Below are 14,323 nucleotides of genomic sequence, written 5' to 3'. Positions count from 1 at the left end.
CGTCACTTCCAATCCTGGTTCTTCCAGTCACCGATCACCGGCGGCGCGACCGCCTGCTCGCCCGCGAAGAAGTTCGGGTCGTCGCTTTCGAGGTAGTCGGCCGACTTGTGTTCCTTGTCGTCTTCCTTCTTGCCACCGCGGGCACCGGCACCCATGCCGCCCATGCCCGGGGCGCCCGCGGCACCGGCCGCACCGCGGCCCGACATCGCGTTGCGCGCGGCCGCCGCTTCGGCTTCCGCGGCCGCGCCGGAGGCGGCACCGCCGCTGAGGTTGCCCGCGCCGCGCAGGCCCGCCCCACCGGCGCCACCGGCTCCCGAGCCACCGGTCCCGGAGCCGCCGATCCCGCCGAGGGAACCGCCGCCGCCCCCACCGCCGCCGCCGAGGCCGCCCAGCCGGCTGGCGATGCTTTCGCCGTTGATCCCGCCGCCGCGGCCGATGGTCGGCATCTTCGCGCCGCCGGGGGTGTTGAGCCCGCCGGTGCCGGTGGGCAGCCCGGTGATCGGGTCGATGCCGGGCGGGGTGAAGCCGGGGATCGGACTCCCGCCGCGGACGCTTCCGCCGCCGCCCGAGACGTCCGGGATGTTCGGGATCGACGGCGGGGTGAACCCGCTGCCGCCGGCGCCCCCGCCGCCGCCCGGGATGCCGGACGGGGTGAAGCCCGACGAAGACGTCGAGTCGTCGAAGTGCGGCAGCGACGAGCCCGGGATGCCGGCACCGCTGAAGTTGCCGCCGGTGGGGCCGTTCGGGGTCTCGAAGTTCGGCGGGGTGAAGCCCGCGCCGCCGCCGGCGCCGCCCGCGCCGCCGCCGGGGATCCCGCTGCCGGAGAAATCACTGCCCGGGATACCGCTGCCCGAGAACCCACTACCCGAGCCACCACTGCCCGAGCCGTCCGTACCCGGGATGCCGCTGCCGGAGAACCCGGAGCCGCCCGCACCACTGCCGTCGCCCGGGATGCCGCTGCCGGAGAAGCCGGAGCCGCCGGCGCCCGAGCCGCCGCCGGGGATGCCCGCGCCGCTGCCCCCGGCACCGGCGCCGCCCGCGCCGAAGCCGCCCAGGGCCGCGGCGTTGGCGTCGATCGGGGTCTGCGGGGTCACGCCGTCCACCGCGGTCCGCGCCATCAGCGGCTGCTGCGCGGTGCCCGCGCCGGCGCCGCCCCCGGCGGCCACGCCCTGCCTGGTCGCGGTGGCGGTCGGCAGCTTCGGCGGGGCCGGGAACCGCGGGGTGGCCACCGCACCGCCGATGGTCTCGTCGTACTGCGTCATGATCTGCGCGGCGTGCTCCCGCGCGGCCTGCTGCGCCCGGTAGGTCTGCATGGCTTCGCCCGCGGCCGACGCGTACTGGATCGGGTCGGTCATCGACATCAGGCGCTGGTTGGTCGCCTGCAGGTCGAACTGCACCGGCGGGTTCGCGGCCATCTGCCGCTGGGTCTCGTTGAGCGCCTGGGAGTGGATCTCCTGCTGGCGGCCGGCGAGCGTGGCGCCCTGCGCGGTGGCGCCGAGCCACTTCCCGACGCCGGCGAGGTGCTCGCGGACGGCGTCACCGGCGTCGCCCTGCCAGTTGTCCGTGCTCGCGCTGATCGCGTCGGCCAGCGTCTTCTGGTGGGTGCCGAGGTCGTTGCCGACCCGCACCCACTCTTCCGACGTCTCCGCGACGGTCGCCGGGTTGGCGTCCTGCGTGATGGCCTCGTTCATCTGTTCGTGGCTGGCGTTGTTCCACAGGGTGCGCGGCGCCCCGCCGTTCTCCCGCATGGTGAGGCCCTCGTCGAGGCCGTGCTTGGCGTCGTTGAGGTGCTGCTGGTAGAGCTCCTGGATCTTCTTGTCGCGCAGCACCGGGTCGACGACCGGGCCGAGCCAGCCGGCCCGGATCTCGTCGTCGATCTGCTTCGTGGCCATCTCGCGGATCTCGTCGCCCGAGGGCGACTTGTCCGTGGTCAGCGGCCCGACGTAGTACTTCGACGACGAATCGGCGGTCACGTCGTAGAGCGGACTGCGCGGGTCGTAGTCCGGCGACGACGGGTCCGAGACGGACTCGGCGGTGGGTGCCACGGTCTCCCTCAGCTCTGGTCGGCGGTCGGGAGCGAGGTCAGCGTCGTGCGCGTGGTCTCTTCCCGGGACTTGTAGTTCTTCTTGGCCAGCTTGATGGCTTCGATGTAGGTCGGGAACTCCTGCCGCGCGGCCTGCAGCTGGGTGACCAGGCCGTGGTCGTCGGCGGCGGTGCTGACCATGTGGGCGGACACCCACTGCCCGGTGGCGGTCCGGCTCATGGCCGGCGCGTCGTGCAGCCGCTGCAGGTTCGCCCAGCGCTGCTCGAGCGACTCGAGCACGCCTTCGAGCGCCTCGATCAGCTGGTTGCCGGTGGTGTCGTCGATGGCGAAGCCGCCGCTCTGGGCCAGCCGCTTCAGCTGTGCCCCGGCGAGCCCGACCCGCACCGCGGCCATCGCCTTGGCCTCGGGGGCCGCGGCCGACTGCAGTTGCTGGGTGGCCTGCAGAGCCTGGGCCACCGCCGCGGTCTCTTCGGTCGTCATCAGTCCCCCGTTCAGTAGACAGCCGCGATTGCGTCGCGGATGGCGCGCGCGAGATCGGCCCGCCCGGCGGGCACGTAGTCGGCGGTGAGTTCGCCGCCCTCGCCGGTCCGGGTGTGCACGAGGTACCGGCCATCGGCGGTGTCGAGCCAGCTCAGCGGCTCACCGGCGAGCCGCTCACCCCGCCGTCCCTGAGCGCTGACGGCGATGTGCCCCCCACCCAGCCGAGGTTCGGCCAGCACCCGTTCGAGCACGGCGACATCGGAGGGCTTCGGAGCCGGCGGCCGCCGCCCGGGCCGCACGACGGCCTTGACCTCGATCATCCCGAAAGCATCGGTCTCTTCTTCGTCGAACTCGGCGTCGGCGATCCGCTTCGCGGTCATGGCGGACATCTTTTGCCCGGCCGCCCGGTGCACGGTGTGCCGCCCGGTGCTGGCGGCGGGAGCGGGCGGAAGAACGCCGGTGACGACCTCGACGAGGTCCTCGTCGGCGAAGAGGGAGAAGAGCAGTTCATCGGTGTCCGGAGCCTGCGTGATCCCGAGCGCTTGAGCACCGTCGCTGACGACGAGAACGGCCACATCGGCCCCCAGCCCGTCGATCCCGCTGACGGCGACCGAAACGCGAGGTTCGGCGAGCAGCTCGAAGGCGGTCCGGACGCCGGGGTGCAGCTCACCGGAGACGGACAGCCGCCGTTCCTCGAGCGCGTCGTAGACCTGCCGCGCAAGGCCCACGAACCGCACGGGATCGCTGGGCAGGTTCCCGGCCCGAAGCGGATACCGCCGGACATCGCCCCCGGTAGCCCGCCCGACGACGAGCGCTTCGAAGACCTCGAGGACGAACTCGAACCGCTCCGCCATTTCCCCTCGCCGGATCCTTTTCGTCAAACCTTCAAGCAAGTTCCTTGATGAACATTAGCAGTGCGGCGGGGGTGGGCGTCGGGACCGCCACCCGGATGCCCGAAAGACCACGATCCCCTGGACCAGGCGGGCAAGAACCCGGGGAGGGAGAAGGGGGCTTGGTCCAGGGAGGGGTTGAGGTGCGGGGCGGTTGTTCGGCCGGGAGACGGGATTCAGCCTGGTGGGCGACTTGTGTGGGGACGGCTCGGGTGCGGGTGCTGGGGTCGGCGGCTACTCGCTCCGCTTGGGTGCGGCTCGGGAGGAGCTCGTTGCCGCGGATTCCGCATCGGCAGCTTGCGACGACGGCGATCGGGGTGGCGGCGCGGTCGCGATGGCGGTGGGCGGCGGTGCTCGTGGCCCGCGGCGGTGGCACAGCGGCGGCAATCGCGACGGCGGCGCAACGGTGGGGCGGGTTCGTGGCAGTGTGGCACCGTTCGGCCAGAGCCACCGACTTCCGCTGTGCACGGCAAGCCGCCGGTTCGACTTTCGGTGGGCGTGGGTGTGGGCCCGTAGCCGTTGTGGCTGCGGGCCTGTCCCATGTTCACGCCGCGAAGGGCAGCGGTTCGTGGAGGTTGTTGCGTCGGGGTTTTCGGCGCCTGTCGATGAACTCTGGTGGGAGGAATTCCGGTAGGCCGTCGGCGGCGATGCGGACTTCCCAGCCGGAGCGGTGCAGCAAGCGGTGGTGGTGGGCGCACATCAGGACCAGGTTGTTCAGGTTGGTGGGGCCGCCGTCGGCCCAGTGTTGGATGTGGTGGCCTTGGCAGTGGCGGGGTGGGCGGTGGCAGCCGGGGAATGCGCAGCCCCGGTCGCGCAGGAACAGGGCTCGGCGGAGTCCCGCGGAGATCAGGCGGCGCAGGCGGCCGAGGTTCAGGGGTTCGCTCTTCGCTCCGAGGACCGCGGGGATGATCATGGCGTCGCAGGCGTGTACCCGGGCTTCGGCGGCCGAGATCGTGCCGGTGTCGCCGAGGGTCGCGGTCCCGACTTCGGTCTTCAGGTCATCAAGGGAGACCGCGACCATGACGTGGGCTCGTTCCCCGGCCTGCATCGGCAGATCCGGGGAGTTCAGGGCCAGGTCGACTGCGTCGGAGAAGGCGTCGCCGTATCGTTGGGGCAGGGTTCGGAGGTCGGGGCCGTCGTCGCCGGTGCGGCGTTCGGCCAGGGCGTCCAATAAGGCGCTGGCGCGGGTGCCGGTTTCGTCATCGAATCTGCCGCTCAGCTCCCAGGATCCGGATCTTTTGCGCCGCAGGAACAGTTCCCGGGTCGGCGCCACCGGTTCGGTGTCGGCAGGTTCCTGACCGTCGGGGGCAACATGGGCGAGGATGCGGGCGCCGACCGCGGCGACCTGCTTATGCCCCGCTTCGGCGGCGAAAGAAACAAGGTGGGTCTCGGCGCTCTCCCGGTGCTCGCAGGGAACATCGGCGAGCACACCGGTGATCACATCGATCATCGGGTTGCTCAACTGCCCAGCCAGGGCGGCGGCTCCGGTGGCGGGCGCCAAAGCGGGGATGGGGCTGCCATCAAGGTTAAGACCCGGGTTCAGCAAACGAGCCCGCTTCACCAACCGTTCAGCAGCAGCCTTGGGAATATCGGCAAGCTGCTCCAACAACCGCGCAACAGAGCGATACCCGAACACCTCCATCACCCCACGCTGCTCGATCTCCACCAGCAACGCCCCCAGCCCCGCCTCGGCCGACCGCATGCACGCAACGAACTCACCGATGCGCTCGGCAAGAGCCACCGCCTCGGAAGAACACACAGTCGCGTCGTCGGACATACCTCAAGATTACCGAGATTCGAACACACGTCATCACTCGATCAGGTATGTCCACAAGCGACTCAGGAAGCAACCCGCCGAGCCCGCTCGATATCCGGACCACGGTACAACCGCTCAGGAATCCGGGCCAAGGTAGACGGATGCACCTGCTCCCCCAGCCCATAAAACTTCTGGAAACTCATGATCAACGGCCGCCAGGCGTCCGGATCGATACGATCTTCACTACCCGCCAGCCGGATCGAATCGTGGACGAACACACGCTGCACCCGGACCTCGAAGGACACCACTCCCCCGTCGTCCCCCACCGGGTGCACCGCCTCGACGACGACCTCCATCGCGACCGGGCACTCCGCGACCCGTGGCGGCCCGACCGTCGACGACGCCACCGGCGTCAACCCGGCGCGCCCGAACTTGTCCGCCACGTGGAAGTATCCGCGCTCCCGCTTCCCGTCGGGCACCGGATCGGACCCGGTCGTCAGCGCCAGCCGGTCGACGACGGCGGCCATCGACGACGATGGCAGGTTCAGGACGCCTTCCCGGGTGCGCAGCAGGTTCTGCGCCGTCCGGGATCGGACGCCGAGGCCGAGCACCGCCCGCCACCCGAGCCAGAATGCCGATGACATCGGCGCCAGGTTGGCCGAGCCGTCCTCGTTCGTGCTGGAGATCAACACCACCGGTGTGCCGAAATACAGGATTCCCGGCTCGATGGCCGTGTGCGCAACAGTTTCCACGCCTTCGATCCTGCCGTCCACACGGGACCCGCCGCTGGCGGGAATCGGCCATCGCGATCACCGGGGGCGGCACCGGGGAAGTGCCGCCCCCGGATGATCACCGAGCTGCCTGCGCCAGCGCCCGCCGCGTCAGGACCCGCGCGAGGTGGCGCCGGTACTCCGCCGTCGCGTGGGGCTCGTCCGGGGGGTTCGTCCCTTCGGCCGCCAACGCCGCCGCGTCCTCGATCGACGCTCCCGCCGCCAGTGCCTTCTCCGTGGCCGTGGCCCGCAGCGGGACCCCGCCCATGTTGACCAGGCCGACGCGGCCACCCGTGACCGTCACGCCGACCATCGCCCAGTCGATCGCGCGGCGGGTGAACTTCTCGAAGCCCCAGCCCGTCCCCGTCTGGGCCGGGAGGCGGATCTCCGTCAGCAGCTCCGCCGGCTCCAGCGGGGTCGTGAACGGGCCGAGGAAGAACTCCGCCGCCGGGATGCGGCGCTCGCCCTCCGGGCCACGGGCCACCAGGACCGCGTCCGAGGCCAGGACCGCCGCCGGGAGGTCCGCCGCTGCGTCCGCGTGCACCAGGGAACCGCCGATCGTGCCGCGGTGGCGGACCTGGCGGTCGCCCACCTCGGCGGACACGTGCGCCAGCAGCGGGGCGTGCTCCAGCAGCACCGGGTCCCGCGCCAGCGAGCTGTAGCGGGACAACGCGCCGATGACGACCTCGCCGTCCTCCAGGCGGACGTACCGCAGCTCGTCGAGCGCGGCGATGTCCACCACGTACTCCGGGGCGGCCAGGCGGAGCTTCATCAGCGGCAGCAGGGAATGCCCGCCCGCCAGCACCTTCGCGTCGTCGCCGTGCGAAGCCAGCAGCGAAAGCGCTTCATCCACTGTGGACGCCCGCAGGTACTGGAACGAAGCCGGGATCACCGGTCCACCTCCTGCCCCGACGCGTCGATCACGGCGCTGACGATGTTGTGGTAGCCGGTGCAGCGGCAGAGGTTGCCCTCGAGCCCGGCGCGGACCTCGTCGCGCGTCGGCTTCGGGTTGTCGGCCAGCAGCGACACCGACGCCATGATCATCCCCGGCGTGCAGAACCCGCACTGCAGGCCGTGCTGCTCCTGGAACGCCCGCTGCACCGGGTGCAGCGCACCGTCCGGAGAGGACAGTCCCTCGACGGTGGTGACGGCGTGCCCGTCGGCCTGCGCGGCCAGCACCGTGCACGACTTGACCGACTCGCCGTCGAGCAGCACCGTGCAGGCGCCGCACGACGTCGTGTCGCAGCCGACGTTCGTGGCGGTGAGGCCGGCCGTGTCGCGCAGGAAGTGCACCAGCAGCGTCCGGTCCGGCACCTCCTCGGTCAGCGACCGCCCGTTGACCTCGATCGAGACCTTCACTGCGCGCTTCCCTTCCGAGCTTCTTCCAATGCCGCCCAGACCCGGATCGGGGTCGTGGGCATGTCCAGGTGCCGGACGCCGCGGGCCGCAAGGGCGTCCACCACCGCGTTGTGCACGGCCGGCGTCGAACCGATCGTCGCCGCTTCGCCGATCCCCTTGACGCCGAGCAGGTTCCGGTCGGTCGGAGTGGCCATGTCGACCAGCTCGAAGTCCGGCAGCTCGGCGGCGGTGACGAACGAGTAGTCCGCCAGCGTCGCGGTCGTCGGGTTGGCGTCGTCGTCGTAGGTGACGACCTCCATCAGCGCCTGGGCCGCGCCCTGGCCGAGGCCGCCGTGGCGCTGGCCGCGGAAGGTCAGCGGGTTGACGATCGGGCCGGCGTCGTCGACGGCGACGATCCGGCGCAGCCGGACCTTGCCGGTCTCGGTGTCGACCTCGACGACGGCGAGGTGCGCGCCGAACGGGAAGGTCGGTGTGCCGCCGCCGAACCAGACGTCGGCCGAGAGCTTGCCCTCGCCCGCGGTCTCGACGACCTGCGCCCAGCTCAGCACGGTGCTCGACGGCGCGCCGCGGACCTGCCAGACGCCGCGCTCGGTGTCCAGTTCGAGGTCCTCCGGCGCCGCTTCCAGGAGGTCGGCCGCCAGCTCGCGGGCCTGGGCGAGCACCTCGTCGGCGGCCTGCCGGATCGCCGAGCCGCCCAGCTGCAGCGACCGGGAGCCGAACGTGCCGACCGCCTTCGGCACCTCGTCGGTGTCGCCGTGCCGGACGGTGATCTTGTCGAGGGGGACGCCGAGCTGGTCCGACAGCAGCATCGCCAGTGACGTGCCGAGCCCTTGCCCGTGCGGCGAACTGCCGGTCCACGCGACGACCGAGCCGTCCGGTTCGATGTCGACGCGGCCACTCTCACCGGCGCCGTCGCCGCCGGTGATCTCGACGTAGGCGGCGATGCCCAGGCCCAGCTCGACCGGGTCGCCCGCCTCGCGCCGCCGCCGCTGCTCGGCCCGCAGCTCCGCGTACCCGGCCGCTTCGAGGGCCTTGTCCAGCGCCGCCGCGTACTCCCCGGTGTCGTAGGACGCCCCCGTCGGCGACTGGTACGGGAACTCCTCCGGCCGGATGAAGTTGACCCGGCGGACCTCGGCCGGGTCCAGGCCGATCTCGGCGGCGAAGCGGTCCATCGCCCGTTCGACCGCGGCCGTCGCCTCCGGGCGGCCGGCGCCGCGGTAGGCCCCGATCGGCGTCGTGGTCGTGACGACCGCCCGGCTGCGGGTCTCCACGCGCGGGAACCGGTAGACGCCGACGGCCATCAGCTCGGTCAGCGTCGGCAGCATCAGCAGCCGCGGGTACGCGCCGGCGTCCTGGACGACGTCGAGGCGGTACGCCAGCACCGTGCCGTCGCGTTTCCCGCCGATGGTCACGGTGTTCTGCTGGGCCCGGCCGTGCGTCATCGCGGTGAGGTTCTCGCTGCGCGACTCGACCCAGCGCACGCCCCGCCCGAGCTGCTTGGCGGCCCAGCCGAGCACGGTCGCCTCGGGGTCCGCGCCGATCTTCGCGCCGAACCCGCCGCCGACGTCCGGCGCGATCACCCGCACCGCCTCTTCGCCGACGCCGAGGCTCGCCGCGAGCTGGCCGCGGGCCATCTGGGCGTTCTGCGTGGACAGCCAGGCCGTCAGCCTGCCGTCCTCGCCCCACACGCAGGCCGCGCCCCGCACTTCCAGCGGTGCGGGCGCGACGCGCTGGTTGAGGATGGTCTGGGTGACGACGACTTCGCAGTCTTCGAAGATCGCGTCGTCGAACTCCGCCGCGCCGTGGACCTGCACGATGTTGCTGCCGTGCGCCGGGAACAGCAGGGTCTCGCCCGCCAGGGCCGCGTCGATCGTCGCGACGGCTTCGAGCGGCTCGTAGTCGACGTCGACCAGCTCGGCCGCGTCGGCCAGCTGGTAGCGCTCTTCGGTGACGACGAGCGCGACCGGTTCGCCGACGTAGCGCACCACGTCCCCGGCCAGCCACGGCTCCGGCAGCGGCCCCGCCGGGTGCGGGGCGAGCCCGAGGTCCGCGGCGGTGAACACGCCGAGCACGCCCGGCGCCTCCTTCGCCGCGCTCACGTCGATGCCGCCGATCCGCGCGTGCGCGATCGGACTTCGGACGAAGACCGCGTGCGCGGCTCCGGAAAGCGCTTCCGCCCGCAGATCGTCCACGTACGTGCCGCCCGCGGTGATCAGATTCCGGTCCTCCCGGCGGACCACCCTGGTCCCGACAATGCTCATCTGGTCTCCTGCTCGCCGATACTGCGCCGACCGGTACCGATCCGGCCACAGCCACGGCCGCATGGCTGTGCAGCGACGGTCGCGTAACGCGCCGGGGGGGCGGCCTCCTTTCGGCCGGATCGGTACCCGCCGATCATGCCCGCACGGCGAGCACGACCGCCAGGCCCAGACCGCCCAACCCGATCCCGATCCGCAGCGGCGTCGCCGGCAGCCGGCGCACGAGCACCGAGCCCAGCCACGAGCCGCCGAGCGAGCCGAGGCAGACGGCGAGCGCGGCCGGCCAGACGACCTTGCCGGTGACCGAGAAGACGATCGCGGCGAGCAGGTTCGCCGAGCCGGTGATCAGGTTCTTCGCCGCGTTCGTCCGGGCCAGCGGCTGGCTCCACACCGTGACCAGCAGCGCGAGCATGAGCACCCCCGCGGCGGCACCGAAGTAGCCGCCGTAGACGCCGATGAAGAACGCGACCACGCCGGTCGCGGGGCTGAGGCCGTGGTGCTCGGTGCCTTCGGCCAGCCGGCGCAGCCGCGGCCCGGCCATCAGCACCAGCGACGCCCCGCCGATCAGCCAGGGCACGATGGCGGTGAACGCGTCGGACGGCGTCAGCAGCAGGACGAACCCGCCGCACGCGCCCCCGACCGTGGTGATCACGCACAGCGGGACGAGCCGCCGCCGCTGCCCGGCCAGTTCGGGACGCGCGCCGGCCGCGGCGCCCACGGTGGTGCCGAGCATGGCCACGGTGTTGGTGACGTTGGCGGTCACCGGCGGCAGCCCGGCGGCGAGCAGCGCCGGGTAGGACACCAGCGACGCGAGCCCGGCGGTCGCCCCGGTCAGGCCGGCCCCGACGCCGGCCAGCACGAGCAGGAGCAGCACCCACGGGTCGATGATCACGTTGTCATCTCACCACGCCGCCGCGGCTGTCGATCCGGGCCGCCGCCGTTCGTATGGGCGGTGACACCCCACCCGATGCGGAAGGACCCCTCCATGCGTTCCCTCACCGTCACCATGAGCGTCACCCTCGACGGCGTCGTGCAGGGCCTCGGCCGTCCCGACGAGGACACCCGCGGCGGCTTCCGCCACGGCGGGTGGGGCACCCGCTACCAGGACGACGTCATGGCCGAGGAGATGGGCCGGGGCATGAGCCGCCCCGGCGACCTGCTGTTCGGCCGCCGCACCTGGCAGGACTTCACCACCGCCTGGAGCCGGCGCGACGACGGGAACCCGTTCACCACGCACATGAACGCCGCCACGAAGTACGTCGCCTCGACGACCCTCGACGACGCCGAGGCCTGGGAGAACTCGATTCTGCTGCGGGGCGACGCCGCCGAAACCGTGGCCGAGCTGAAGGGACGGCCCGGCCGGGACCTGTCGGTCATCGGCAGCGCCTCGCTGGTGCGGGCCCTGCACGCCGCCGGCCTGGTCGACCGGTACACCCTCCTGGTGCACCCGCTGACCCTCGGCTCCGGAGCCCGGCTCTTCGGCGACGGCCCGCTCACGGAATTCGCCCTCACCGGCTGCGTCCCGACGACCAAGGGCGTGCTGATCGCGCACTACGAGCGCCGGGTATAGGGCGTTATACGACGGGGTTGTCCGAAACCGGACGGAATCCCCCGGCGGGCTTGCCCGCCGCGACGGAGACCACCCAAAATCCGCGCTGACAAGGTTGTCAACGAGCGGAGGCCGGAGCATGGGCGAGCTGGACCGGCGGCAGGTGCTCCGCCTGCTGGGCGCGGGCGGAGCGGCGGCCGCGCTGGCCTCGGGGCTGCTCCCGGGGCTCGCCCGGGCGGCCGGTGGCGGCCCGCCCGATCCGGTCGCCGCGACCTACCTGCGCGTGCTGCTGCGGCACACGCGCTGGGCCGAGCAGCAGTTCGACAGCGCCGCCGGCACCTACCCGGCCCGGGACTTCACCTTCGCCGTCGTGCTCGGCAACGCCGTGCTGCTCACCCGCGACGGCTACGACGCCACGATCGCCGGCGTCGACCGGGAGACGCTCCGCACGCACACCCTCGCCACGATCCGGCGGTTCGCCGCGTCGAACCGGCTGGCCGGCGGGACCGAGTGGGGCCGGAAGCTGTTCTTCGACACCACTTTCCAGTCGTACTTCGTGCTCGCCGCCCGTCTCTTGTGGACAGACCTCGACGACCCGACCCGGCAGCACGTCGAGCGGATCACCGCCGGGCAGGCCGCCTACACCACCGCGCTCGGCACCGGCGACGACCCGGACTCGGGCAGTTGGACCCCGAACGGCCTGCTCGGCGGGCACGTCGGCGACACGAAGCTCGAAGAGATGGGCGTCTACGCCCAGTCGCTGGCCCCCGCGCTCGCTTGGGCCCCGACCGACCCGCGGGCGGACGGGTGGCGGGCCGCCTTCGGCGCTTGGAGCCGCAACGAGGCCGGGCTGCCCGCCGCCGACCTGACCAACCCGCGGCTCGTCGACGGCCGTCCGATCAGCGAAAACACCGCCACGAACCTCTACGACAGTTTCCTCGTCGAGAACCACGGGTCGTTCGGCCCGCACTACCAGGAGGAACTCTGGCGGACGTCCGGCCGCAACGCGATGCACTTCCTCGCCGCCGGCACGCCGCTGCCGGAGGTGCTCACCGCGCAGCCGAACGGCGAACTGCTCTGGCGCACCATGCTGCTGATGACCAGCGACGCCGGCGAGCCGCTGATGCCGATGGTCGCCGACCGCGAGCACCTCTACGGGCGTGACGTCATCCCGCTGGCCTTCCGCGCCCAGGTGCTCGGCGACCGCCACGCCGCCCGCGCCGAGGCCGACCTCGCCGCCCGCCTCGAGCCCTACCAGGCCTACGCGCCCGCCGACCGGATCACGAAGTTCTCCGGCGAACCGAAGTACGAGCCGGAGGCCCGCGCCGAACTCGCCATCAGCTACCTGCTGCACGAATGGCGGGCCCAGCGGGGTCCGGTCGTCCCGGTGACCCGGCAGGAGTTCGACGCGCACGCCGCCGGGGCCGCCGACTTCGGCCCCGGCCCGGGCCTGCTGGCCCACCGCTCCCCCGCCGCCTGGGCGGCCACCGTGACCAAGCCCGGCTTCGTCAAGTTCGCCTGGCAGCCGCAGCACGACGACTGGCTGTTCGTGCTCGGCGGCGCGAACCCGATGCTGCTGCCGTCGACGAACCTCGCGGTCCGGGAACGGCACGCCACGACGTACGCGAAGGTCCGCGACGGCTTCGACGGCACCGTCGGCGTCCTCCGCTTCGACACCGGGTACGCCGCCTTCGCCACGCTCCCGACCGGCGCGGCGGTGTACGCCAGCACCGGCGTCGCCGAGGGCGAAGGCGTGCTGAACGTGTACAACCTGAGCATGCCCGGGGTGCCGGGCCTCGACGGCGACCGCACCTACACCGCCGTCGAAGGCAGCGTCACCCTCGAGGCCCCGACCCCCGGTGTCCGGACCGACGACCTCGCGTTCGCCCCGGTCACCGCGCGGTACGTCCGCATGCTCGGTGTCCGGCCCGACCCGCAGTACGGCTATTCGCTGTGGGCCTTCGAGGTCCGCGACGGCGACGGGCCGGACCTCGCGCGCACCGGCACGGCGTCGGCGTCTTCGGCGAGCACGGGCAAGGAGGCGAAGTACGCCGTCGACGGCGACGCCACCACCCGCTGGGCAGTGTCCACTTCGGAACGGCCGCGCGCGGACAGCTGGCTCGCGGTCGACCTCGGCGCGCCGCGGACGGTCGACCGCGTCCGGCTGAGCTGGGAAGCGGCCGCCGGCCGGGAGTACCGCATCGAAACCTCGCCGGACGGCGTGGCCTGGACGACCGCGGCGACCTACCCGGTGCCCGCGCTCAGCAGCACGAAAGGCCGGCTGGACATCGACGGCCGCGCCGGGATCACGGTGGCAGGCCCCAACCCGCTCACCGTCAACGCTGACCGCGTCACGCTCTCCGACGGCCCGCCCGCGCCCTTCGTCGCCGAGCTGTACCCCGGCCCCGCGAAGGCGAGCGGCCGGGTGACGGCCGGCGCGGCCGAAGCCACCGTCACCGACGGTTTCCTCGTGCTGCTCAACCTCTCCGGCGCCGCGGTGACCGGCACCGCGACCCTCCCGGCCGACCGCGGCACCCGCCGGCTCTACCGCGGCGAGCAGACCGTCACCCGGACCGGCACGGAGTTCTCCTACGCCCTCGCCGCCGCGGAGGGCCGCATCGAACCGCCGCGGTTCACGCTGACCGGCCCCGCCGGCGTGACGGCGGTCGTCCGCGACGCGAGCCGGGTCGAGCTCACCGCCCCGGCCGGGCTGCTGCCGGTGCTGGTCACGGTGACCCCGGACGGCGGACGCGCGCGGCCGGTGCTGCTGCCGCCGCGCCGGACCGTACCGGTCGTCTTCGGTGACGTCCGCCCGTACTCGCTGGCCGATCGCGCGCTCGGGCGGACCACGTTCCCCGCCGAGCCGCTGCCGCCGGGGATGTCGAGCCCGGCCGCGGCCGTCGACGACGACCCGGCGACGGCGTGGCGGCCGGGCCCCGGCGGCCGGATGGTCGTCGATCTCGGGGCGGTGCTGGAGGTTTCGGCGGTCGAGCTGGCCTGGACCCGAGGCCGCGTTCCCGCCGCGGCCGTCGAAACCAGCGTCGACGGCGTCACCTACGCGACGGCGGACACCGGGCCGGCCCGGTACGTGGCGGTCCGGACGCGCTGGAAGCCCGGCGAAGCGAGCCTCACGCGGCTGTCGGTCCGCACTTGATCGATCTCGGACACCCCGCGGCGGGCCCGCGGGCGAGTACCTTGGCACCACGGAGGCACCACG

At 72.8% G+C, this 14,323-nt stretch carries 11 protein-coding genes; 2 read left to right on the top strand and 9 right to left on the bottom strand.

The window, feature by feature from the left end; genetic code table 11:
• Positions 1 to 2 precede the first annotated feature (2 nt).
• From ACFPLC_RS34250 to ACFPLC_RS34210, 9 genes are all read right to left on the bottom strand, one after another.
• Positions 3 to 2,045, bottom strand: coding sequence for a hypothetical protein (locus tag ACFPLC_RS34250; RefSeq protein WP_378191225.1), 2,043 nt, complete (start codon positions 2,043 to 2,045; stop codon positions 3 to 5).
• An 8-nt stretch (positions 2,046 to 2,053) separates the two neighbouring features.
• On the bottom strand, positions 2,054 to 2,524 hold the full coding sequence (locus tag ACFPLC_RS34245) for a hypothetical protein (RefSeq protein ID WP_191316639.1): 471 nt from the start codon (positions 2,522 to 2,524) through the stop codon (positions 2,054 to 2,056).
• An 11-nt stretch (positions 2,525 to 2,535) separates the two neighbouring features.
• Positions 2,536 to 3,378 carry an ESX secretion-associated protein EspG gene (locus tag ACFPLC_RS34240; RefSeq protein WP_378191228.1) on the bottom strand — a complete coding sequence of 281 codons (843 nt, stop codon included), beginning with the start codon at positions 3,376 to 3,378 and terminating at the stop codon, positions 2,536 to 2,538.
• Positions 3,379 to 3,958: 580 nt separating this feature from the next.
• Positions 3,959 to 5,191 carry an HNH endonuclease signature motif containing protein gene (locus ACFPLC_RS34235; RefSeq protein WP_378191230.1) on the bottom strand — a complete coding sequence of 411 codons (1,233 nt, stop codon included), beginning with the start codon at positions 5,189 to 5,191 and terminating at the stop codon, positions 3,959 to 3,961.
• Between the two features lie 62 nt (positions 5,192 to 5,253).
• Positions 5,254 to 5,922, bottom strand: coding sequence for a flavin reductase family protein (locus tag ACFPLC_RS34230; RefSeq protein ID WP_191316636.1), 669 nt, complete (start codon positions 5,920 to 5,922; stop codon positions 5,254 to 5,256).
• Positions 5,923 to 6,019: 97 nt separating this feature from the next.
• A complete protein-coding gene (locus ACFPLC_RS34225; RefSeq protein ID WP_378191232.1) occupies positions 6,020 to 6,832 on the bottom strand; it encodes an FAD binding domain-containing protein in 813 nt (270 codons plus the stop codon).
• On the bottom strand, positions 6,829 to 7,299 hold the full coding sequence (locus ACFPLC_RS34220) for a (2Fe-2S)-binding protein (protein ID WP_378191235.1): 471 nt from the start codon (positions 7,297 to 7,299) through the stop codon (positions 6,829 to 6,831). Before ACFPLC_RS34220 ends, ACFPLC_RS34225 begins: the two co-directional genes overlap by 4 nt.
• The gene (locus ACFPLC_RS34215) at positions 7,296 to 9,560 is read right to left on the bottom strand and encodes a xanthine dehydrogenase family protein molybdopterin-binding subunit (protein WP_378191237.1); all 2,265 of its coding nucleotides are present in this window, start codon (positions 9,558 to 9,560) and stop codon (positions 7,296 to 7,298) included. The genes ACFPLC_RS34220 and ACFPLC_RS34215 overlap by 4 nt, the downstream gene beginning before the upstream one ends.
• A gap of 133 nt (positions 9,561 to 9,693) precedes the next feature.
• Complete coding sequence (locus ACFPLC_RS34210) at positions 9,694 to 10,449, bottom strand: sulfite exporter TauE/SafE family protein (RefSeq protein ID WP_378191239.1); 756 nt, start codon at positions 10,447 to 10,449, stop codon at positions 9,694 to 9,696.
• A 93-nt stretch (positions 10,450 to 10,542) separates the two neighbouring features.
• Between ACFPLC_RS34210 and ACFPLC_RS34205 the strand changes: the two genes are divergently transcribed.
• Both ACFPLC_RS34205 and ACFPLC_RS34200 read left to right on the top strand, forming a co-directional pair.
• On the top strand, positions 10,543 to 11,127 hold the full coding sequence (locus tag ACFPLC_RS34205; RefSeq protein WP_378191241.1) for a dihydrofolate reductase family protein: 585 nt from the start codon (positions 10,543 to 10,545) through the stop codon (positions 11,125 to 11,127).
• A 118-nt stretch (positions 11,128 to 11,245) separates the two neighbouring features.
• Positions 11,246 to 14,260 carry a discoidin domain-containing protein gene (locus ACFPLC_RS34200; RefSeq protein WP_378191243.1) on the top strand — a complete coding sequence of 1,005 codons (3,015 nt, stop codon included), beginning with the start codon at positions 11,246 to 11,248 and terminating at the stop codon, positions 14,258 to 14,260.
• Positions 14,261 to 14,323: the final 63 nt, after the last annotated feature.

The sequence above is a fragment of the Amycolatopsis plumensis genome (assembly GCF_042652605.1).
GTDB classification, from domain to species: Bacteria; Actinomycetota; Actinomycetes; order Mycobacteriales; family Pseudonocardiaceae; genus Amycolatopsis; species Amycolatopsis plumensis.
The sequence above is the reverse complement of the archived record's forward strand: the minus strand, read 5'-3'. Positions and strand labels throughout refer to the sequence as shown.